Annotated in this window: 16 protein-coding genes and 3 pseudogenes; 9 read left to right on the top strand and 10 right to left on the bottom strand. The window is 68.1% G+C overall.

The annotated features are described in order from the left end of the window. From ftsL to mraZ, 3 genes are read right to left on the bottom strand one after another with little or no spacing between them, the layout of a single operon-like run. Positions 1 to 300, bottom strand: a complete 300-nt coding sequence (gene ftsL, locus ADJ79_RS03965) for a cell division protein FtsL (protein ID WP_050714889.1) — start codon at positions 298 to 300, stop codon at positions 1 to 3. Continuing rightward, entirely contained in the window at positions 297 to 1,259 is a 963-nt protein-coding gene (gene rsmH, locus ADJ79_RS03960; RefSeq protein WP_050714888.1) for a 16S rRNA (cytosine(1402)-N(4))-methyltransferase RsmH, read from the bottom strand. The genes ftsL and rsmH overlap by 4 nt, the downstream gene beginning before the upstream one ends. After that, on the bottom strand, positions 1,234 to 1,662 hold the full coding sequence (gene mraZ, locus ADJ79_RS03955) for a division/cell wall cluster transcriptional repressor MraZ (protein WP_050714887.1): 429 nt from the start codon (positions 1,660 to 1,662) through the stop codon (positions 1,234 to 1,236). The genes rsmH and mraZ overlap by 26 nt, the downstream gene beginning before the upstream one ends. Before the next feature lie 348 nt (positions 1,663 to 2,010). Between mraZ and ADJ79_RS03950 the strand changes: the two genes are divergently transcribed. The 4 genes from ADJ79_RS03950 to ADJ79_RS03935 all read left to right on the top strand — a co-directional run bounded on the left by ADJ79_RS03950 (position 2,011) and on the right by ADJ79_RS03935 (position 6,131). Beyond that, on the top strand, positions 2,011 to 3,201 hold the full coding sequence (locus ADJ79_RS03950; RefSeq protein ID WP_172674020.1) for a deoxyguanosinetriphosphate triphosphohydrolase: 1,191 nt from the start codon (positions 2,011 to 2,013) through the stop codon (positions 3,199 to 3,201). A gap of 358 nt (positions 3,202 to 3,559) precedes the next feature. Then, positions 3,560 to 3,820, top strand: coding sequence for a lipopolysaccharide assembly protein LapA domain-containing protein (locus tag ADJ79_RS03945; protein WP_050714886.1), 261 nt, complete (start codon positions 3,560 to 3,562; stop codon positions 3,818 to 3,820). 8 nt (positions 3,821 to 3,828) lie between these two features. Beyond that, a complete protein-coding gene (locus ADJ79_RS03940) occupies positions 3,829 to 5,028 on the top strand; it encodes a lipopolysaccharide assembly protein LapB (protein ID WP_050714885.1) in 1,200 nt (399 codons plus the stop codon). A 98-nt stretch (positions 5,029 to 5,126) separates the two neighbouring features. Then, positions 5,127 to 6,131 (top strand): recombination-associated protein RdgC, encoded by a 1,005-nt coding sequence (locus ADJ79_RS03935; protein WP_050714884.1) that lies wholly within the window; start codon positions 5,127 to 5,129, stop codon positions 6,129 to 6,131. 174 nt (positions 6,132 to 6,305) lie between these two features. On the opposite strand, the pseudogene ADJ79_RS03930 reads toward ADJ79_RS03935, so the two are convergent. Continuing rightward, positions 6,306 to 7,129: pseudogene (locus ADJ79_RS03930) on the bottom strand (LysR substrate-binding domain-containing protein); the annotation flags it as partial. On the opposite strand from ADJ79_RS03930, the pseudogene metE reads away from it, so the two are divergent. Both metE and nagZ read left to right on the top strand, forming a co-directional pair. Beyond that, positions 7,093 to 9,162: pseudogene (gene metE, locus ADJ79_RS13030) on the top strand (5-methyltetrahydropteroyltriglutamate--homocysteine S-methyltransferase); the annotation flags it as partial. The pseudogenes ADJ79_RS03930 and metE overlap by 37 nt on opposite strands. 96 nt (positions 9,163 to 9,258) lie before the next feature. Further along, on the top strand, positions 9,259 to 10,332 hold the full coding sequence (nagZ, locus tag ADJ79_RS03915) for a beta-N-acetylhexosaminidase (RefSeq protein WP_050714881.1): 1,074 nt from the start codon (positions 9,259 to 9,261) through the stop codon (positions 10,330 to 10,332). A 203-nt stretch (positions 10,333 to 10,535) separates the two neighbouring features. On the opposite strand, the gene smc is transcribed toward nagZ, so the two are convergent. Both smc and ADJ79_RS03905 read right to left on the bottom strand, forming a co-directional pair. Continuing rightward, complete coding sequence (gene smc / locus ADJ79_RS03910; protein WP_050714880.1) at positions 10,536 to 14,057, bottom strand: chromosome segregation protein SMC; 3,522 nt, start codon at positions 14,055 to 14,057, stop codon at positions 10,536 to 10,538. A gap of 284 nt (positions 14,058 to 14,341) precedes the next feature. Continuing rightward, positions 14,342 to 15,040 carry an ABC transporter ATP-binding protein gene (locus tag ADJ79_RS03905; protein WP_050714879.1) on the bottom strand — a complete coding sequence of 233 codons (699 nt, stop codon included), beginning with the start codon at positions 15,038 to 15,040 and terminating at the stop codon, positions 14,342 to 14,344. On the opposite strand from ADJ79_RS03905, the gene ADJ79_RS03900 reads away from it, so the two are divergent. Next, positions 15,039 to 15,716, top strand: coding sequence for an arylesterase (locus tag ADJ79_RS03900; RefSeq protein WP_050714878.1), 678 nt, complete (start codon positions 15,039 to 15,041; stop codon positions 15,714 to 15,716). The genes ADJ79_RS03905 and ADJ79_RS03900 overlap by 2 nt on opposite strands. A 129-nt stretch (positions 15,717 to 15,845) precedes the next feature. Here the strand turns inward: ADJ79_RS03900 and ADJ79_RS13985 are convergent, their stop codons facing one another. Next, positions 15,846 to 16,211 (bottom strand): hypothetical protein, encoded by a 366-nt coding sequence (locus tag ADJ79_RS13985; RefSeq protein WP_156304012.1) that lies wholly within the window; start codon positions 16,209 to 16,211, stop codon positions 15,846 to 15,848. A gap of 53 nt (positions 16,212 to 16,264) precedes the next feature. Here ADJ79_RS13985 and ADJ79_RS03885 point away from each other — a divergent pair, with 53 nt between their 5' ends. After that, the gene (locus ADJ79_RS03885) at positions 16,265 to 17,197 is read left to right on the top strand and encodes a 1,4-dihydroxy-2-naphthoate polyprenyltransferase (protein WP_050714875.1); all 933 of its coding nucleotides are present in this window, start codon (positions 16,265 to 16,267) and stop codon (positions 17,195 to 17,197) included. A 407-nt stretch (positions 17,198 to 17,604) separates the two neighbouring features. After that, a complete protein-coding gene (sstT, locus tag ADJ79_RS03880; protein ID WP_050714874.1) occupies positions 17,605 to 18,870 on the top strand; it encodes a serine/threonine transporter SstT in 1,266 nt (421 codons plus the stop codon). 190 nt (positions 18,871 to 19,060) lie between these two features. On the opposite strand, the pseudogene rsfS reads toward sstT, so the two are convergent. From rsfS to hemF, 3 genes and pseudogenes are all read right to left on the bottom strand, one after another. Continuing rightward, a pseudogene (gene rsfS, locus ADJ79_RS03875) lies at positions 19,061 to 19,555 on the bottom strand (ribosome silencing factor); the annotation flags it as partial. Further along, the gene (nadD, locus tag ADJ79_RS03870) at positions 19,552 to 20,268 is read right to left on the bottom strand and encodes a nicotinate (nicotinamide) nucleotide adenylyltransferase (protein ID WP_371256906.1); all 717 of its coding nucleotides are present in this window, start codon (positions 20,266 to 20,268) and stop codon (positions 19,552 to 19,554) included. The gene nadD and the pseudogene rsfS, both read right to left, overlap by 4 nt. A 71-nt stretch (positions 20,269 to 20,339) precedes the next feature. Next, positions 20,340 to 21,245, bottom strand: coding sequence for an oxygen-dependent coproporphyrinogen oxidase (gene hemF, locus ADJ79_RS03865; protein ID WP_050716385.1), 906 nt, complete (start codon positions 21,243 to 21,245; stop codon positions 20,340 to 20,342). Between the last annotated feature and the right edge of the window lie 197 nt (positions 21,246 to 21,442).

The raw sequence follows: 21,442 nt of genomic DNA, 5'->3' as shown, positions 1-21,442 counted from the left end.
TCACGGCGCCTCCCCGCTTTGCGCCGCTGCGGGCGCAGCCTTGAGCTTCACGCGCTCCGTGATGGATGGCGTGGCCAGACGCATGCCCAGCCTCTGCATGGCCACCTCCTCCACGCGCAGGGAAGTGGCCAGCGCGCGCTTTTGCACTTCCAGCCGCGCCCGCTCCGAATCCAGGCGGCGCTCTTCGGCCATGGCCACATCCAGCTCGGCAAACAGGCGGCGCGCCTCGTGCTGCACGCGCACCATGTGCAGCGCGCTCATCACCACGGCCACCAGCAGGCAAAAAGCCAGTTTGTTCATGCCGCCTCCCCGCTCCAGGGCGCGGCCGTGCGCTCGGCCACGCGCAAGATGGCGCTGCGCGCGCGCGGATTGGCCGCCACCTCGCGCTCGCCGGGGCGCGTGCGGCCCAGCAGGCGCAAGGGCAGCGCCTGCGGCGCGGCAAACGGCGCGCGGCGGTCCACCACTTCACGCGAGTGGCGGGCCATGAACTGCTTGACGATGCGGTCTTCCAGCGAGTGAAAGCTGATGACGGCCAGCCGCCCGCCTTCGGCCAGCACGCCCAGGCTGGCCCGCAAGGCGGCGGCCAGATCGTCCAGCTCGCCATTGATGAAGATGCGCAGCGCCTGAAAGGTGCGCGTGGCCGGGTGCTGGCCCGGCTCGCGCGTTTTCACCGCGCCGGCCACCAGCTGCGCCAGCTCTGCCGTGCCCGTCAGCGGCTTTTGCTGGCGGCGCGCGGCGATGGCGCGGGCAATGGCACGGGCAAAGCGCTCCTCGCCAAAGTCGCGGATCACGCGGGCGATGTCTTCTTCCGCCGCTTCGGCCAGCCACTGGGCGGCGCTTGCCCCGCGCGTGGGGTCCATGCGCATGTCCAGCGGGCCATCGGCGCGCAAGGAAAAGCCGCGCGCCGGGTTGTCAATCTGCGGGGAGCTCACGCCCAAATCCATCAGCACGCCGTCCACGCTGGCGGGCGCCAGCGCGCCCAGCGCCGTAAAGCTCGCGTGGCGGCATTCAAAGCGCGCGTCGCCCATGCGCGCGGCCTCGTCCATCGCCTCCGGATCCTTGTCAAAAGCAATCAGCCGCCCGGCAGGCCCCAGGCGCTCCAGAATGGCGCGGCTGTGCCCGCCCCGGCCAAAAGTGGCGTCCACATAGCAGCCTGCGGGGCGGGTGACGAGCGCGTCCACCGCCTCCGCCAGCAAAACCGTGGTGTGTGTCCAAGCCTGCACGCCAGCGCCCTCACAAGCAGATGTCCGCCAGCGCATCGGGCATGGGCGCCTGCATGCTCTGCGCCTCTTTGGCGCGGTAAGTGGCCCGGTCCCACAGCTCCAGATGGCTGAGCATGCCCAGCAAGATGGCCTCGCGCGAAATGCCCGCCGCCTCGCGCAGCTCCGGCGCAATCAGCACGCGGCCCGCGCCGTCCATCTCCACATCCACGGCATGGCCCAGATAAATGCGCTTCCACCACTGCGCCGACATGGGCAGCGCCGCCACGCGCTCGCGGAACTTCTCCCACTCGGGCCGGGGAAACAGCAGCAGGCAGCCTTCCGGATGGCGCGTGAGCGTGAGCTGGCTGCCGCAGCACTCGCGCAGGGCGTCACGATGCCGGGTCGGCATGGAAAGCCTCCCTTTGGCATCAAGAACGATGGACGACGGCCCCTGGAACAACGCGCACCCTTTCAAAAGGCCCGAAATCCAGTCAGAACACCACTTGCTGACTGCTTTTTGACCCCTTCAACCCACTTTTTTGCAAGGCCGGGAATGTAGCAAGGAAAGCCTTTTTCCGCCGATGGGAGCTACAAACTCTTTCAAAGGAATCAATGGTTTGGCTGTATTTGTATTCAGGTGTTTTCAGGCCGTCCGGCGGGTACAGACCTGGCGGCAAAGCCTGAAATCCGCTCCTGTATCAATAGCGTGATGTCCTAGTGAAATCAGCGTAGAAGCCATTTTTACGCCTGTATATCTGCTCCTTTTTCTGATTGAAAAGCGGCAAAGTCCGCCAAGGCGTGCGCCACAATGCCCGCGCCGCCGGCCTTCCCGCCCCCGGCCTTTTTCCGCTTTGCCATGACTTCATATCTCGCCCCCTGGGCCAGCCGCCCCGGCCTCTCGCGCGGCAGGCGCTACCCGCAGCCGCCCGCGCCCACGCGCAGCGAGTTCCAGCGCGACCGCGACCGCATCGTTCACTCCTCGGCCTTCCGGCGGCTGGTTTACAAAACGCAGGTGTTCGTGAACCACGAAGGCGACATGTTCCGCACGCGCCTCACGCACAGCCTGGAAGTGGCGCAGCTGGCCCGCGCCATCGCCCGCGCGCTGAATCTGGAAGAAGACCTGGCGGAAGCCATCGCCCTCGCGCACGATCTGGGCCACACCCCTTTTGGCCACGCCGGGCAAGACGCGCTCAACGCCTGCATGGCCGCGCACGGCGGCTTTGAGCACAACCTGCAAAGCCTGCGCGTGGTCGATGTGCTGGAGCAGCGCTATCCCGATTACGACGGCCTGAACCTCTGCTTTGAAACCCGCGAAGGCATCCTCAAGCACTGCTCGCCATCCAACGCCCGCCGCATCGAACAGGCCGAGCCGGGCGGCGTGGCCCGCCGCTTTCTGGACGGCACGCAGCCCTCTCTGGAAGCGCAGCTGACCAACCTGGCCGACGAAATCGCCTACAACGCGCATGACCTGGACGACGGCGTGCGCTCCGGCCTGCTCACGCTGGAACAGGTGGCCGCCGAGCCGCTGGCGGCCCGCTTTCACGCCCAGGCGCTGGCCGAACACCCCAGACTGCAAGGCCGCCGCCTGCTCTACGAAACCATTCGCCGCATGCTCAGCGAGCAGGTATACGACGTGATCCGCCACACCCGCGCCGCCCTGGCCGAAGCCGCCCCAGCCAGCGCCGACGCCGCGCGCGCCGCCCCCGCGCCGCTGGTGCGCTTTGGCAGCGACATGCGCGCGCAATCCACCGCGCTCAAACGCTTTCTCTTCGCCAACCTCTACCGCCACCCGCAAGTGGAAGCAACCATGCAGGCCGCCCGCCAGATCGTGCGGGAGCTGTTTGCCGCCTACTGCGCCGACCCCGCGCAGATGCCCGCCAGCTTCGCCGCCCGCGCGGAACGCGAGCGCGCCGTGGCCGATTTCATCGCCGGCATGACCGACCGCTTCGCCATCAGCGAGCACGAGCGCCTCACAGGCCGCCGGCTCATGCCCCGGTAGGCGAGGCGGCGCCCCAAAGCTCCGGCGCCAGCCCACGGCCCGCCAGCGAACGCCAAAAGGCGGATCGAAACGAGCCTGACGCAGGCAGCAGCCCGGCGCTATTTCGCTCTTCTATCCATAGCATGAGGTCTTAGTGCATATTGCGCCGAAGGGCATATGTAGCCCCTCAAATTTGCTCCTGTTTTTATTAGAAACAGCGCGCCAGCCCTTGATGAAAACGGGCAGATGGAGGCCATCAGCAGATGGCCCAGCAGCCATGCGCCCGCGCTTTTCGCCCGTGCTTTTTGCGCCCACGGTCAGGTTTTGAACAGCTTTTTAGAATCCCGCCTCTTTTCCCCGCCCGCCCCGTCTTTAGCCCATGCCCCAAGTTCTGAGGCCGCTCAAATGGCTGCTGAAAGCCGCGCTGTTTCTGCTTTTGTTCGCCTTTGCGCTCAACAACCAGCATGAGGCCGTTTTGCGTTTTGCCTTCGGGCTGTACTGGCAGGCTCCCATGGCGCTGATCGTGCTGCTGGCCTTCGCAGCGGGGCTGGCGGCGGGCGTGGCGGGCATGCTGCCCGCCTGGCGCAGGCGGCAGGCGGCAGGCGGCGGCAATGGCAGCGGCAACGCGCGCCAGGAGTGAGAGGCGTCATGGAATTCGATCTGAGCTGGGTTCTGCTGGGCTTTCCCTTCGTGTTTGCGCTGGGCTGGTGGGCCTCGCGCATTGACTGGCGGCAGTGGCGGCTGGAAAACAGCCAGGCGCCCCGGGCCTATTTCAAGGGCCTGAACTTTCTGCTCAACGAGCAGCAGGATCAGGCCATAGACGCCTTCATCGAAGCCGTGCAGAAAGACCCCGAAACCAGCGATCTGCACTTTGCGCTGGGCAGCCTCTTTCGCCGCCGGGGCGAATTTGACCGCGCCATTCGCGTGCACGAGCACCTGCTCTCGCGCGCCGACCTGCCTCGCGACGACCGCGAGCGCGCCCGCCACGAGCTGGCGCTGGACTTCATGAAAGCGGGCCTGTATGACCGCGCCGAAGCCGCCTGGGCCGAGCTGGAGCGCACCGCTTACGCGCAAGAGGCCGCGCTGGGCCAGCTGGTCATTTGCGAGCGCTGGCATGACTGGCCGCGCGCCGCCGCGCTGGCGCAAAAGCTGCTGGCAGGCCAGGGCCAGATGCCGCTGACGCACGATCTGGCGCGCAACCTCGCCCACAACCTGGCCCATTACCTGTGCGAGCAAGCTGCCGCCGCGCAAGAGCCGGGCGAAAAACTCGCCCTGCTGGAGCAGGCGCAAGCGCGCGCGCCCGACGCCGCCCGCCCCCGCGTGGAGCGCGCCCGCCTGCTGGCCGCCCAGGGCCAGCCGCAAGCCGCGCTGCAAGCGCTGGCCGAGCTGCCCGCGCACGCCCCGCAAGCGCTGCCGCTGGTGGCCTGCGAGATGGTGGCGCTGGCCGCCCAGTGCCAGGCGCTGCCGCAAACCCGCGCCCTGCTGGAGCAAAGCTACGCGCAAGCGCCCGCGCTGGATGTGGCCGAAGCCCTGGCGCAAGCCTGCCGCGCCAGCGGCGCCAGCGATACCGGCGACGCCAGCCAGCAGCAGGCGCGCCAGATTTACGTGCGCCATCTGGAGCAAGCCCCCTCGCTCAACGCCGCCGCCCGCTGGCTGGCGGGCGCGCCCATCGCCCCGCCCGAAACGCACGCCGCCGTGCAGCGCGCCGTGGAGCGCGCCGCCCGGCCGCTGGCCTGCTACCGCTGCGCGGCCTGCGGCTTTACCGCCAAAACCCACTTCTGGCAATGCCCCGGCTGCCAGGCATGGGACACCATGCCCCCGCGCCGCGTGGAAGAGCTGGACAAATAGGCCGCCGCACCCCGCCATTTCCAGCCCCGTCCCGCCGCGCGCCGCCCTGAAGCCGCCGCGCCTTTCTTCCCGTTCCCCCGCCTTTCGCAGACTTTTTCATGTTCAAAAACCTCATCCTCTACCGCATCCAGCCCGGCTGGCAGCCCGATGCCGCCCGGCTGGAGCAGGCGCTGGCCGCCGAGCCTTTTGCCGAATGCAGCGCCACCCAGCAAAAGTCCGCCGGCTGGCTGCCCCCGCGCGGCCACGCGCACGGCGCGCTGCTGGAAACCGTGGACGGCCAGTGGCTCATGCGCTTTGCCATCGAAACCAAATCCGTGCCTTCGGACGCCATCCGCCGCAAAGTGGAAGAAGAAGCCGCCCGCATCGAAGCCGCGCAAGGCCGCAAACCCGGCAAAAAAGAGCTGCGCGACATGAAAGACGACGCCCTGCTGGCCCTGCTGCCGCAAGCCTTCGCCCGCCGCGCCGCCTGCTGGGTGTGGATCGACCCGCAAGCGCGCCTGCTCGCCATTGACGCAGGCAGCCAGGGCCGGGCCGACGAAATCACCACCAGCCTCATGCGCACAGCTGGCGGCGGCCCGGGCGCGCTGGCGCTGGCGCTGCTGCAAACACGCACGGCCCCGCAGGCGGCCATGGCCGCGTGGCTGGCCAGCGAAGATGGCGCTGCGCTGCACCCCGAATTCAGCATCGAGCGCGAATGCGAACTCAAAGGCAGCGGCGAAGAGCCGGCCGTCGTGCGCTTTGCCCGCCATCCGCTGGAAACGCCCGAAGTGCGCCAGCACATTCAGGAAGGCAAGCTGCCCACCCGCCTGGCGCTGGGCTGGGCCGGCCGCATGAGCTTTGTGCTCACGCAAGCGCTGCAACTGAAAAAACTGCGCTACGCCGACGGCCTGTTTGACAAAGACGGCCCAAGCGACAACCGCGACGAGCGCTTTGACGCCGACGCGGCCCTGGCCACGGGCGAACTCTCACGCCTCATCCCCGATTTGATCGAGGCGCTGGGCGGCGAAATGAACGAAATGGGCGAACCCGGCAGCGCCGCGCCCGCCGCCACGCCCGCCGTCGCTGCCGTCCAGGCTGGCGAAGACGCGGGGCCGCCATTTTGAAAACCTGCCTGTCATCTGCCATGCGCATGGCCATGAACAGGCAGAGTTGAAAACACGCCTTTTTTGCTTCTTTATCCATAGCGTGATGTCCTAGTGAAAAGGGCGCAAAGCGGCATTCAGGCCCCCTTTGATTCGCTCCTTTTTTTGATGCATCCAGTCAGGCGCTCTCCCTTTTCATGAAGCGGGCGGGCAGGCGGGTTCATTGGTCCCGCCCGGCTCGTCCGCTGACTGGAACATGCTGCGCGCCAGTTCGATGAAGCCGCGCAGGCAGGCGGCGGCCTGATCGCCTTGCAAGTCGTCCGCCCGTGCGCCCAGGTGAATTTGCTTGGCGATGCCGCGCGCGCCCAGGCGCGCCGTGACCAGGGGCAGCTGGCGGGCGTAGTCCTGCGCCAGCCAGCGCGGCAGGGCCGTGACGCCACGGCCGCTGGCCACCATTTGCAACATGATGCCGGTGTCTTCCAGGGTTTTGTGGCGCAGCGGCTCCACGCCGGCGGGCGCGAGAAAACGGGTGTAGATGTCCAGCCGCTGCCGCTGCACGGGGTAGGTGATGAGCGTTTCGCCCGCCAGTTGCTGCGGGCGCACGCAGCGCACGTTCGCCAGGGGGTGCTGGCGGCTGACGACCAGCACTTGCTCATAGTCAAACACCGGCTCGAAGCGCAGGCCGGGGCGCGGCAGCGGATCGGGCGTGACGAGCAGGTCAATCTCATGGTCAAAGAGCGCGCCGATGCCGCCGAACTGGAATTTCTGCTTCACGTCCACATCCACGCCGGGCCAGGCGGCCAGGTAAGGCGCCACCACTTTCAGCAGCCAGCGGTAGCAGGGTGGCATTTCATGCCGATGCGCAGCGTGCCCGCTTCACCGCAGGCCAGCTGGCGCAGGCGCTCTTCGGCCTGCTCCAGCTGCGGCAGCACGCGCTGGGCCATGGCCAGCAGGTGCCGGCCCGCTTGCGTCAGCCGCAGGCGGCGGCCTTCGCGCTGCCACAGGGGCGCGCCCACTTGCGGCCTGGCAGGCCGGGCTGGACTGGGCACCCGTGGGCGACTTCTCTTTTTATGACCACGTGCTGGACATGAGCTTCACGCTGGGCAACGTGCTCGAGCGTGCGCGGCGCCACGCAGGCTCTGCGCTGGAGCAGCTGTTTCGCGTGGCCCGGGGCCGCGCGCGCGATGCGGGCGCAGACGCTGGCGCGCATGAGGGCCATGCCGCATGCGGCCACGCGCATGGCGCGCAGAAAGGCGCGCAAGAAGGTGAAGTGGCCGCAGGCGAAATGAGCAAGTGGTTTGACACGAACTGCCACTACATCGTGCCGGAGCTGCACGCGGACACGGCCTTCAGCCTGGACGCCTCGCGCCTGCTGGCGCAGCTGGCCGAGGCGAAAGAGCAGGGCGTGAAGGCGCGCCCCGTCATCATCGGCCCCGTGACCTATCTGGCGCTGGGCAAAACGCATGACGGCAGCGACCGGCTCGCCTTGCTGCCGCGCCTGCTGCCCGTGTATGCCCAGCTGCTGGAGCGCCTGCACGAAGCGGGCGCCGAATGGGTGCAGGTGGACGAGCCGCTGCTGGTCACCGACCTGGACGAAGCCTGGCGGCACGCCTTCAACACGGCCTGCCGCCACCTCAAGGGCAGCAGTGCGAAGCTGCTGCTGGCCACCTACTTTGGCGCGCTGGGCGACAACCGCTGCCTGGCCGCCCACCTGCCCGTGGCGGGCCTGCACGTGGACGCCGTGGCGGGCCGCGAAGACGTGCAGCCGCTGCTGGGCCTGCTGCCTGCGCACTGCGTGCTCTCGCTGGGCGTCATCCATGGCCGCAACGTGTGAAGCGACTTGACGGCCTGGCTGGACTGGCTGGAGCCGCTGGCCGAGCGCCTAGGCGAGCGCCTGTGGCTGGCGCCTTCGTGCCCGCTGCTGCACGTGCCGGTGGACCTGGCGCAGGAAGACCGGCTGGACGCGGGCATTCGCGACTGGCTGGCCTTTGCCCAGCGCGCCGCCAGGCAGGCCGCCTGGCTGAAGCTGCCCGCCTGGCCCACCACCACCATAGGCTCATTTCCGCAGACGGCGCAGGTGCGCCATGCCCGCAGCGAATACAAGGCCGCCCGGCTGGACGAGGCCGCCTACCGGCAGGCCATGCGGGCTGAAATCGAGCGCGCCATCCGCGAGCAGGAAGCGCTGGGGCTGGACGTGCTGGTGCACGGCGAAGCCGAGCGCAATGACATGGTCGAATACTTTGGCGAGCAGCTTGAAGGCTATGCCTTCACGCGCTTTGGCTGGGTGCAGTCCTACGGTTCGCGCTGCGTCAAGCCGCCCATCCTCTTTGGCGACATCCGCCGCCCGCATGCCATGACGCTGGAATGGGCCACGTGGGCGCAGTCGCTCACGCCGCGCCCCGTCAAGGGCATGCTCACCGGCCCCGTCACCCTGCTCAACTGGTCTTTCGTGCGCGACGACCAGCCGCGCCCGCTCACCTGCCAGCAGCTGGCGCTGGCCATCCGCGAAGAAGTGCTGAATCTGGAAAAGGCGGGCATTGGCGTCATCCAGATTGACGAGCCGGCCCTGCGCGAGGGCCTGCCCCTGCGCCGCCAGCAGTGGCCGGCGTATCTGGACTGGGCCATTGCGTGCTTTCGCCTGGCCGCCAACGGCGTGCGCGACGAAACGCAAATCCACACCCACATGTGCTACTCGGAGTTCAACGACATCATCAGCGCCATCGCGCAGATGGACGCCGACGTCATCACCATCGAAGCCTCGCGCTCGGACATGGAACTGCTGGACGCCTTTGTGGACTTTCACTGCCCCAACGACATCGGCCCCGGCGTGTACGACATCCACTCGCCCAACCTGCCCACGCAAGAGCAGATCGTGCAGCGCCTGCGGCAGGCCGCCCGCCGCATTCCGCCCGAACGCCTGTGGGTCAATCCGGACTGCGGCCTGAAAACCCGCCAGTGGCCCGAAGTCATTGGTGCGCTGACCCGCATGGTGGCCGCCGCCCGGCAGCTGCGGCAGGAGACGGCGCAAAAGACGGCGCCAGCAAAGGCGTGACGGCGGCGGGGCGGGGCAGGGCGCGGCCTTGGGCCGGATGAAGGCCGGATGGGGTTCTGATTCAATCGCGGCTTCGTTTTTTCACCCGCACGGCTCATGCCCCACGCTCCGCTCATCATCGACATCGCAGGCGCCGCCCTCACGGCGGACGACCGCCGCCGCATCGCCCATCCGCTGACGGGCGGCGTCATTTTGTTCACGCGCAACTGGCAAAGCCGCCAGCAGATTGTGGCGCTGACGGCGGCCATCCGCGCCATCCGGCCTGATGCGCTCATTGCCATCGACCACGAAGGCGGCCGCGTGCAGCGCTTTCGCGAAGGGGGCTTCACGCCTCTGCCGCCCATGCGCGCCCTGGGCCGCCTGTGGGAGGAAGACGCCCTGCAGGCGCTGGCCGCCGCCACCGCCTGCGGCTACGTGCTCGCCGCCGAGCTGCGCGCCTGCGGCATTGATCTTTCGTTCACCCCTGTGCTCGATTTGGACTGGGGCCGCAGCGCCGTGATTGGCGACCGCGCCCTGCACCCGCAGCCGCAAGCGGCGGCCCAGCTGGCCAAAAGCCTGCTGCACGGCCTGCTGCTGGCGGGCATGAAAGGCTGCGGCAAGCACTTTCCCGGCCACGGCTACACGCAGGCCGATTCGCACACGCACCTGCCGCAAGACGGGCGGCCGCTGGCCGAGCTGCTTCAGGCCGATGCCGCGCCCTACGGCTGGCTGGGCCTGGCGCTGCCCGCCGTCATGCCCGCGCACGTCATCTACCCGCAAGTGGACGAGCGCCCCGCCGGTTTTTCGCCCTACTGGCTGCAAGACGTGCTGCGCGGCCTGCTGGGTTTTGACGGCGCCATCGTCAGCGACGATTTGGGCATGGCCGCCGCGCGCCAGATGCAGGGCCGCCAGCTCACCCACGCCGAAGCCGCCTGCGCGGCGCTGAACGCGGGGTGCGACCTGGCGCTGCTGTGCAACCAGTGTCTCGACGGCGGCGCGGCGCTGGATGCCGCGCTGGAGGGGCTGCAAGCCGCCCGGGGCGTGCACTGGCAGCCCCGGCCTGCCAGCGAGGCCCGCCGCCGCGCGCTGCTGCCCGCTTTTGATGCGCCAGACTGGGCCGCCCTCATGGCCCAGCCCGCCTACCAGCAGGCGCTGTCGCTCGTTGAAAAACTCGCCGCGCGCCGGGGCTGAAAAGCGGTTCAGAGCGCGCTGCCCACGGCCTTCTCAGCAGAGCGCCCGGCAGCCAGCCGGATGGCATCAAAAACAGGAGCGGATTCAGGGGCCTCAAAACGGCTTCTGCGCTTTTTCCACTAGGACGTCATGCTATGAATGAAGGAGCGAAAACAGGCTTTCCGCAGCTTGTGCCTGCCGCCCGTTTTGCCTGAGGCTGCGGCCTACTGCGCCATGCGGATGGCGCTTTCCATGTCCACGGCGACGATGCGCGAGACGCCTTGCTCCTGCATGGTCACGCCGATGAGCTGCTCGGCCATTTCCATCGCAATCTTGTTGTGGCTGATGAAAAGAAACTGCGTGCCCTGGCCGCTCATGGCCGTGACCAGGCGCGCGTAGCGCTCGGTATTGGCGTCGTCCAGCGGAGCGTCCACTTCGTCGAGCAGGCAAAAGGGCGCGGGGTTGAGCTGGAAGATGGCAAAGACCAGGGCAATGGCCGTCAGCGCCTTTTCGCCGCCGGAGAGCAGGTGAATGGTCTGGTTTTTCTTGCCCGGCGGCTGGGCCATGACTTGCACGCCCGCGTCCAGGATTTCGTCGCCGGTCATCACCAGGCGCGCCTGGCCGCCGCCGAACAGTTCGGGAAACATGCGGCCAAAGTGCTCATTGACGGTGTGGAAGGTGTGGCCCAGCAGCTCGCGCGTTTCCTGGTCAATCTTGCGGATGGCGTCTTCCAGCGTGTTCATGGCCTCGGTGAGGTCGTGGCTTTGCGCGTCGAGAAACTGCTTGCGCTCGCGGGCGGCGGCCAGCTCTTGCAGGGCGGCCAGATTGACGGCGCCCAGCGCCGCAATGCTGCGGTGCAGGCGGTCGATTTCGCCTTGCAGGCCGTGCAGGCGCACGCCGTTTTCTTCGATGGACTGGGCCACGGCGGCCAGGTCGGCGCCTGCGTCGGCCAGCAGCTGGGTGTATTGCTCGGCGCCCAGGCGTGCGGCCTGCTCCTTGAGCTGCAGTTCGGTGATGCGCTGGCGCAGCGGCTCCAGCTCGCGCTCGAGCTGCATGCGGCGCTCGTCGCTGGCGCGCAGGCGCTGGGTGAGGTCGTCATAGCGGCTGCGCTGGGCGGCCAGGGCCTGCTCGCGTTCGAGCTTGGTCGCCAGGGCCTGTTGCAGGCCGCCCTGGGCGGCGGATTCGTTCAGGCGGGCCAGTTCTTCTTCGGCACGGGCCGCTTCGCCTTGCAGGCTGGCGGTTTGCGCGGCGGCGGTGTCGATGGCGCGGGCCAGTTCGGCGCGGCGCGCTTGCAGGCTGCGGCGGGCGAACTGGGCTTCTTGCGCCTGGCGCTCCAGGCCGCGCTGCTGCTCGCGGGCGGCTTGCAGCTGGCGGTCGGCCTGCATCACGCGGCTTTCAAGCTGGGCGTGGCGCTCTTGCTGGTCGGCCAGCTGCATGTCCAGCTCTTCAAAGCGGGCTTCGGCGCTGGCCTGGCGCTCTTGCAGCTCATCGAGCGCGGCGCGGGTTTCGGCCAGGTCGGCATCCAGCTGGCGGCTGCGCGCTTGCGCCTGGTCGGCCAGCTGGGTCAGGCGCAGGTTTTGCACTTGCAGCTCGTGCGCGCGGTTTTGCGCTTCGGCGCGCTCGCGCTGGGCGGCGTCCAGGCGCTGGGCGGCGTCGGCGCAGGCGGCTTCGGCCTTGTGCAGGGCGGCCTGGGTTTCTTCGGCAATGAGCGTTTGGGCGCGCAGCTGCTTTTGCAGGTTTTCGATTTCTTGCGCGCGGGCCAGCAGGCCGGCCTGTTCCGAGTCGGGCGCGTAAAAGCTCACGCCGTGCGCGGTGACGCTGTGGCCGCCGGGCACATAGACCGTCTGGCCGGGCGCGAGCTGCGCGCGCAGGGCCAGGGCTTCGGGCAGGGCGCTGGCGCAAAAGCAGCCGGCCAGCCAGTGGGCAAGCAGGGCGTGCAAGGCGGCGTCGTGCAGGCGCAGGCGGCTGGCCAGGGGCTGAAGGCCCGCCGCCTGCCCGGCAGGGCCTGCCGCCGATGGCGTGGGCAGCGCGTAGAAGGCCAGGCGCGCGGGCGGGGCGTCTGGCGCGAAGGCGGCGGCCTGCTCCAGGCGGCTGATTTCCAGCGCGCCCAGGCGCTCGCGCAGGGCGGCTTCGAGCGCGCTTTCCCAGCCCGGCTCGGCTTGCAGGCGGCTCCACAGGCCGGGCAGGGCGTGCAGGCCATGTTTTTGCAGCCAGGGCTGGAGCTTGCCGCCGGTTTTCACTTTTTCCTGCAAGGCTTGCAGGGCGCTGAGGCTGGCGGCCAGTTCGGTTTGGCGGGCGGCTTCGGCGCCAGCGGCCTGCTGGCGCGCGCGGCGCTCTTCTTCCAGCGCGGGGGCCTGCTCTTGCAGCGCTTGCAGGCGGGCTTGCAGCGCCTGGGCGGCGGCGGCGGCTTGCGCCAGTTCGGCTTGCAGGGCCGCCAGGCGCTGGGCGTCGGGCGCGGCCAGGGCACGGCGCTCGGCTTGCAGGCGCTCGTGGCGCTGCTGCTGCTGGCGGGTTTGCTCGGCCAGGCCGCGCTGCTCGGCGGCCAGCACCTGGATTTGCTGCTGCACCTGCGCCACGGCGGCGGCCTGCTGGCTGGCGGCGGCTTGTGCAGCGCGGTGGGCGTCTTCCAGGCCGGGCAGGGCGTGCTGCTGCTCTTCGAGCTGCGCGGCAAGGCATTCGGCCTGCTCTTCGGCCTGCGCGTCTTGCTCTGCCAGCTCTTCGGTTTGCGCCTGGGCTTCGGCCTGGCGGCCCGCCCATTCGGCGGCCTGCTCTTTCAGCTGCGCCAGGCGCTGGGCGGCGCGCTCGCGGTTTTCCAGCACGAAGCGGATTTCGGCTTCCAGCTTGCCCACTTCGGCGCTGGCCTCATACAGCAGGCCCTGGGCCTGATTGACTTCGCTGCCCGCTTCGTAGTGGACCTGGCGCACGGCTTCCAGATCGGCCTCCACGCGGCGCAAGTCGGCGCTGCGCGATTCCAGATCGTTGCGGGCCTGGTCGGTGTCGGCCTTCAGGTGGCTTTGCCCCTGTTCGGCCTCGCTGCGCTTGAGAAACCACTGCTGGTGCTGGCGCAAGGTGGCGGCCTCTTGCAGCTCGTTGTATTGGCGCGCGACTTCGGCCTGCTGCTCCAGCTTTTCAAGGTTGGCGTTCAGCTCGCGCAGGATGTCTTGCACGCGGGTGATGTTCTCGCGCGTGTCTTCCAGGCGGCCCTGGGTTTCGCGGCGGCGCTCCTTGTATTTGCTCACGCCCGCCGCTTCTTCCAGAAACAGGCGCAGCTCTTCGGGGCGCGATTCGATGATGCGGCTGATGGTGCCCTGTCCGATGATGGCGTAGGCGCGCGGCCCCAGGCCCGTGCCGAGAAACACGTCTTGCACGTCGCGCCGCCGCACGGGCTGGTTGTTGATGAAGTAGCTGCTCGCGCCCTCGCGCGTGAGCACGCGGCGCACGGCGATTTCGGTGAACTGGCCCCACTGGCCGCCCGCGCGGTGGTCGCTGTTGTCAAACGTGAGTTCAACCGAGGAGCGGCTGGCCGCCTTGCGCGTGGTGGTGCCGTTGAAGATCACGTCCTGCATGGACTCGCCGCGCAGCTCGCTGGCCCGGGACTCGCCCAGCACCCAGCGCACCGCGTCCATGATGTTGGACTTGCCGCAGCCGTTCGGCCCCACCACGCCCACCAGCTGCCCGGGCAGCATGAACTGGGTGGGTTCGGCAAACGACTTGAAGCCCGAGAGCTTGATGGAATTCAGACGCACGGCGCAGGCGGAAAGTAAAGGCGCAAAAAAGCGGCGGATGATAGGCCGCCGCCGCCACGCAGGCCAGCCGCGCCGCGCGCCCGAAGCGGCAGACGAGAAGCGGCCCGTGCTTTAGAAACAGGAGCTGATTTGAGGGGGTGAAAATCAGCCTCTGCGCAGGTTCCACTAGGACGTCATGCTATTGATGAAGGAGCGAAAAGGCTGGTTGCACGCCTTGCGAGCCGGGGCACACGAAGCGTCTGGCGTGGAATGGGGCTGGCCCAGGCAGCGCCTGCTGGCATTGTTCATTCGCCCTCCGACACCCGTCCCGCTTCCACCACCAGCCGCCGCTCGCACAGCGCGGCCAGGGCGCGGTCGTGGGTGACGAGCACGAGCGTGGTGCCCAGCTCGCGGTTCATCTCCAGCATCAGCTGCATCACGCGCTCGCCGGTGGCGAAGTCCAGGCTGCCCGTCGGCTCATCGGCCAGCAAGGCGGCGGGGCGCATGACGAAGGCGCGCGCCAGCGCCACGCGCTGCTGCTCGCCGCCAGAAAGCAGTTTGGGGTAATGCCCCAGGCGCGCGGCCAGGCCCACGCGCGCCAGCATCTCGCTGGCCTGCTGGCGTGCGCGTGGCGCGCCGGCCAGCTCCAGCGGCAGCATCACGTTTTCCAGCGCCGTCATGCCGCCCACGAGCTGGAAGTTCTGGAACACAAAGCCCAGCCGCCGGGCGCGGATGGCGGCGCGCGCGTCTTCATCCACCGCAAACAAATCCTGCCCGGCAATGCGCACCGTGCCGCTGCTGGGCACGTCCAGCCCCGCAATCAGCGACAGCAGCGTGCTTTTGCCGGAGCCGGAAGCGCCGACGATGGCCGCCGTCTGCCGCTGCGCCAGCGCAAAGCTCACGTCACGCAAAATGGGCAGCTCGCCCGTGGCGTCGCGCACGGTTTTGCACAGGCGCTGCACCTCGATCAGGGGCGGCGCTTCATTCACTGGTTCTCCACTCATGTCCATTCAGGGCCTCAAACGCCGCAACTTTATCTGCCAGCTTGCCGCCGCACTCGCGCTGCCTGCCGGGGCACGGGCGCAAGAACAAGCGCAAAGGCCCGCCATCCTCGTGGTGGGCGATTCGCTTTCAGCCGAATACGGCCTGCCGCGCGGCACGGGCTGGGTGGCGCTGCTGGAGCAAAAGCTCGCCGCTGAGAAGCAGGGCCAGCAAAGAGACTGGCGCGTGCTCAATGCCAGCATCTCGGGCGACACCACCGCTGGCGGCCGCGCGCGCCTGCCCGGCCTGCTCAAAAAGCATCAACCCGCCATCGTCATCATCGAGCTGGGCGGCAACGACGCCCTGCGCGGCCTGCCGCTGGATGCCACCGAAGCCAACCTGCTGGCCATGACGCAGGCGGCCCAAAAAACCGGCGCGCGCGTGCTGCTTGCCGGCATGCAGGCCCCGCCCAACTACGGCGCGGACTACACCCGGCGCTTTGCCGGCATCTACCCCCGCATCGCCCGGCAGACAGGCGCCGCCCTCGCGCCCTTTTTGCTCGCTGGCGTGGCCGACCAGCCCGACGCCCTGGCGCACTTTCAGCCCGACCGCATCCACCCCAAGGCCGAGGCGCATCCGGCCATTCTGAACAACGTGTGGGAGCCGCTGCAAAAGCTGCTGCATGGCGGGCGTGAGTAGCGGGCGTGAATAGCGGGCGGGGCGCGCCCGCAATGCATTTTCATCGCTCACCGGAAGCGCATGGTTTTCATGTTTTCCGCTCCAAATGGCTCCAGGATGCTGCCGGATATTTGAAGCGCCATCCGCAATTCAATGGCAATAAGGGCCTCGCCGTGAAAGGCGCATCGTGCCGCCATTTTCATGAAATCTGAGAAATAAGCGCTTTGCGTACCGGCGGATGAAAAGCACATTCTGCATTTCATCCGGCCATTGCTCTTCTGGCAAAAATGCAGGGTATTGGCGCTTTTCAGCCTGACGCAGCGGATTTTGCAGGGCGAGGCGATTCATTTTTTTCAAGCCGAATATGCGCAAGACTGCCATTTGTTTTGCGGGCGGAGTGATGCGCCATTTCGAAAGCGGTTTTCTGTTTGCATATTCACCCATTTGCGTCAACGCGCATGCGCCCGGCCCGTTTTTGCGCTCTTTTTTGCGCTCTTGCCTGAAAGCGAATCGCATCTGCGGGCTTTCAGCGCCCTTGAATCCTGTGGCGCAACGCTAGGATTGGCCGGATGAAGTCTTCCGCCGTCTCGTGGGTTGAAGTGGTCCGGCTGCGGACGCTGCCCGCAGCCATTGCGCCCGTTTTGCTTGGCACGGGCGTTGCCTTTGCGTTGGGCGCGGCCTCGTGGGCGCGCGCGCTGCTGGCGGCGGGCGTGGCGCTGGCCCTGCAAATTGGCTGCAACATCGCCAACGACTATTTCGACGGCCTGCGCGGCGTGGATGACGTGCGCTGCGGCCCGCCACGGCTGACGGCTTCGGGCGCCGTTGCGCCCGCTGCGGTGATGGCGCTGGCCCTGGCCAGCTTCGCCGTGGCCGTGGCGCTGGGGCTGGCGCTGCTGGCGCTGTGCGGGCAGTGGTGGATGCTGGGCCTGGGGGCGGCGGCCATCGCGGCGGCGTGGTTCTACACGGGCGGCCCGCGCCCTTACGGCTATCGCGGGCTGGGCGAGGTGTTCGTGTTTCTTTTTTTCGGGCTGATGGCCACTTGCGGCACCACGTACGTGCAGGCCGGGCGCGTGCCGCTGTGGGGCTGGGTGGCTGGCGCGGGCGTGGGGCTGATTGCCTGTGCGCTGCTGATGGTGAACAACCTGCGCGATATCCACACCGACCCCGTTCACGGCAAGATCACGCTGGCCGTGCGCCTGGGCGAGCGGCGCGCGCGGCAGGCGTTCATGATTTTGCTGATTGCCCCGTGTCTGCTGGGCTTGCTGGCCCTGGCGGGCGCTGGCGCGGAGGTGGCGCCTTTTTTTCCGCGCCCCGGCATGGCGCTGCTCATGGCGGCGCTGCTGGCGCTGTGGGGGCTGATGGTGCGCCGCGCGGGCCGGCCGGTGCTGCGCCTGGCCATTGGGCGCGATCTGGCGCCTTCGCTGCGCGATGCCGGTCTGTACGAGCTGCTCTACAGCCTGAGCCTGACGGGCGCGCTGGTGGCGCTGGTGGCGCTGGTTTGAGGCGGGCCGCCTGGAGCGCCGAAAGCTTTCTTGCGGCAGTGATGGCTGCGCCTGCCGCGCTGTTCTTTCCAGCCGGGGAGCCGTGCGGATGGGGCAGGGCCTGCGGGCCGCCCCAGCCTGCTGGTGCGCATCAGAGTGGTTCGTAAAAAAAGGAGCGGATTCAGGGGGCCGAAAACCCGCTTTGCGCTGGTTCCACTAGGACGTATTGCTATGAATAGAGTAGCTAAAAAGGCTACTCCGTCCGCCGCTTGCCTGCTTGGCTAACGCGTCTTGGCCTGCGCGCGGCGCACTCTGCCGGGGCGCGAGCTTGCAGGCGCGGCTTCGGGGGAGCCAGGTGTGCAATCCGTCACAATCCACATGCAAGCGGCGCGCGTTTTGTGTCGCCATTTTTTTCAGGAGTTCAAGCAATGGAGAAACAAGGTTTCATCGCCCGGCTGGACCGGCTGGGGCTGGTGATGCAGATCGTCATCGGCCTGGCGGCGGGCGTTTTGGTGGGCGCTGTGGCGCACAACGCCCTGCCGGCCGATCCGGACGTGGCTCCGCCGCAGTTCGTGACCCTGGTGGGCGAGCTGGGCAAGCTGCTGGGCGGGCTGTTCGTGGGCGCGCTCAAGGCGGCGGCGCCGGTGATGGTGTTTGTGCTGGTGCTCTCGGCGGTGTCGCAGCACCGCAAGGGCAATCCGACCAACATCCGCCCCATTCTGGCGCTGTATCTGGTGGGCACGTTCGCGGCCGCGCTGGTGGCCGTGGCGGCCAGTTTCGCCTTTCCGTCCACGCTTTCGTTCAAGGGCGTGGAGGCGGCCCAGAAGGTGGCGCCCGGCGGCATTGCCGAGGTGCTGCGCAACCTGCTGATGAACCTGGTGGCCAACCCGGTGCAGGCGGTTTCTTCGGGCAACTACATCGGCATTCTGGGCTGGGCCGTGCTGCTGGGCATTTCGCTGCGCCATGCCACAGACGGCACGCGGGCCATGTTGGCCGATCTGGCCGAGGCCGTCTCCAGCGTGGTGCGCTGGATCATCCGCTTCGCGCCGCTGGGCATCTTCGGGCTGGTGCTCACCACCATCGTGGTGGAAGGTTTCAAGGGCATTTACCAATACATCCACCTGCTGGCCGTGCTGCTGGGGGCAATGGCCGTGGTGGCGCTGGTGGTCAATCCGCTGCTGGTGTTTTCGCAAACGCGGCGCAACCCCTTCCCGCTGGTGTTCACCTGCCTGCGCGAAAGCGGCGTGACGGCTTTTTTTACCCGCAGCTCGGCGGCCAATATTCCGGTGAACATGGCGCTGTGCAAAAAGCTCGGCCTGCATGAAGACACCTACTCCGTCTCCATTCCCCTGGGCGCGACCATCAACATGGCAGGCGCGGCCATCACCATCACGGTGCTGACGATGGCGGCCGTGCACACGCTGGGCGGGCAGGTTGATTTCTGGACCGCGCTGGTGCTGAGCGTGGTGGCCTCGCTGGGCGCTTGCGGCGCTTCGGGCGTGGCTGGCGGCTCGCTGCTGCTGATTCCGATGGCGTGCAGCCTGTTTGCCATTGACAACGACACGGCCATGCAGGTGGTGGGCGTGGGTTTCATCATTGGCGTCATTCAGGATTCGGCCGAAACGGCGCTGAACTCTTCGACCGACGTGCTGTTTACCGCTGCCGTGGACGACGCGCACAAGTCGCCCCAATGAACGCGCTGTAACCTGCCATGAGCGCGCCGCGGCAAGCGGCCGCCCGTTTCTGACACGTTTCTGACGCCGATGGCCGCTCACGCGGCCATCTTTTTTGGGGCTGCGCGGGCGCGCCTCACGGCTTTTCGCGGCCCCGCGCCCGCCCGCAGCTTCAGGAAAGAGAAAGAAGCCGCAAGGGCCGCTGGCTCTACCCGGCCGCCGTTTTCTTTGCGGCGGGCTTGCGCGGCGCGGCAGCTTTGCGGGCGGCGGGCCGGGCGGGCGTTTCAGGCGGGGCACTTGGCCCGGCGGCGGCCCTGGCGCGCGCGGCGGCGGCTTTTTCGGCGGCGGTCTTGAGGCGCACGGGCTTGCCGCCCCAGATTTCTTCCAGCTTGTAGTACTGCCGGAAGGCCGGCTGCATGATGTGGGCGACGGCGGGGCCGCAGTCCACGATGATCCATTCGCCGTTGTCTTCGCCTTCGGTCAGGGGCTTGCCCAGGCCGCTTTCGCGCACCTTGTCGCGCACGCTGGCGGCCAGCGCCTTGGTCTGGCGGTTGCTGGCGCCGCTGGCGATGATCACGCGCTCGAACAGCGGCGAGAGCGCTTCGGTGTTGAAAACGCGGATGTCCTGCGCCTTCACGTCTTCCAGCGCATCGACGATGGCGCGCTGGAGTTTCTGGATTTTTTTCTGGGCGGTGGTGTCGCTCATGAGCTTGCCGGGTGTGTGTAGAGATGGTGGCGGGCAATATACCGCGCCACTGAAGGCGGCACGCAGCCTTGCAGGGGCAGGCCCTGGGCGGCGAGCTGGCGCGCCTGCGTGGAGCTGTGGGGCATGGCCGGCAGGCGCAACACGTGGATGCGGGCGGCCGCCTGCAAGGCGGGCGGCAGGCCCGGCAGCGGGCAAAGCGGATCGAAAGGCGCATGCCCCTGGCCGTCCTGACCCGCGCGGATGGCAATGGAAAGCGCGGCCATTTCAAGAATGCGCGCCGCGTCTTTCCAGGTGTGAAAGGCGGCGGCCTGGTCGGCGCCGATTTGCAGATAGAGCGCCGCGCCCGGGTACTCGGCTTGCAGCGCGGCCAGCGTGTCGATGGTGTAGCTGGGGCCGTCGCGGCGCGTCTCGCGCCCGTCCACCACGCAGCGCGGCTCATGGGCGAAGGCCAGGCGGCACATGGCCAGCCGCTGCGCGGCGGGGGTGAGCGGGCGGCTTTTGTGCCAGGCCTGGCCGGTGGGGGTGACGTGCAGGCGGCTCAGGCCCAGCTGGCGCACGGCGGCGCGCGCCAGGGCCATGTGGGCGTAGTGAGGCGGATCGAACGCGCCGCCGAACAGGCCGATGCGCGGCGGGCCGGGGGGCCGGGAGGCGTTTTCGGGCACTTCAATTCGCTCCTTGTTCGATAGCGCAGGGTCTTCGCCAACAGCGCGCAAGCTGCCTTTTCATGAGGCTGAATCCGCTCCGCTTTCAATAGCGTGACAAGCCAGGACGCGGCCCGCCTGGCTCAAACCCAGTCCCGTGGCTGAAGGTAGAAGTCCGTCAGCTTCGCTTCCGGCGTGCCCGGTTCGGGCTGGCGCTGCCAGGCCCAGCGCGCCAGCGGCGGCATCGACAGCAGGATGGACTCGGCGCGCCCGCCCGATTGCAGGCCGAAGTGCGTGCCCCGGTCCCACACCAGGTTGAATTCCACGTAGCGCCCCCGGCGGTAGAGCTGGTGCTGGCGCTCGCGCTCGCCCCAGGGCATGCCCTGGCGGCGTTGCACGATGGGCAAATACGCAGGCAAAAAGGCATTGCCCACGGCCTGCATCAACGCAAAGCCGCCATCCAGGCCGCCTTCGGCGTAATCGTCAAAAAAAATGCCGCCAATGCCGCGCTGCTCGCCGCGATGGTGGTTGCGGAAATATTCATCGCACCACTTCTTGAAGCGCGGATATTTGTCTGCGCCAAAGGGCGCCACGGCATCGCGGCAGGCGGCGTGAAAGCTGGCGCAGTCTTCATCAAAGCCGTAATGCGGCGTCAAATCCATGCCGCCGCCAAACCAGCAGGTTTTTGCATCGCTTTGGCCTGCCGAAATCATGCGCACATTCATGTGCACCGTGGGCGCGTAGGGATTGAGCGGGTGAAAGACCAGCGAAACGCCCAGGGCCTCGAACGGCGCGCCCGCCAGCTCCGGCCGGCGCTGCGTGGCCGAAGGCGGCAGGCCGGGGCCGCGCACGTGTGAAAAGCCAATGCCCGCGCGCTCGAACACCGCGCCGCCTTCCATGATTTGCGTGACGCCCTCGCCTTGCAGCGCCTCGCCCGGCGCTTTTTGCCAAGGCTCGCGCGCAAAGCGCCCGCGCCCGTCCGCCTGCTCAATGGCGGCGGCGATGCGCGATTGCAGATCGAGAAGATAGGAGCGGAGGGTTTCGGTCATGGCTGTGGCGGCTGATGGCAGCCGGTGGCGGCAAAACGCCGTTTGTAAGGCCAGGCGCGCCAGGCCAGACGCGAAAGCGGGCAAAAGCAGTAGGCGCGAAGGGCTTTTGCCCGGCGGCCCCAAGACCGGTTCAAGGCCTGGCCGTGAAGGCGGCGGATCGGCATGAGCCGCAAGGCGCCAACGGGCCTGCCAGCGGC

Source organism: Ottowia sp. oral taxon 894, from assembly GCF_001262075.1.
GTDB lineage: Bacteria > Pseudomonadota > Gammaproteobacteria > Burkholderiales > Burkholderiaceae_C > Ottowia > Ottowia massiliensis.
This window is presented reverse-complemented; position numbering and strand designations above follow the sequence as displayed.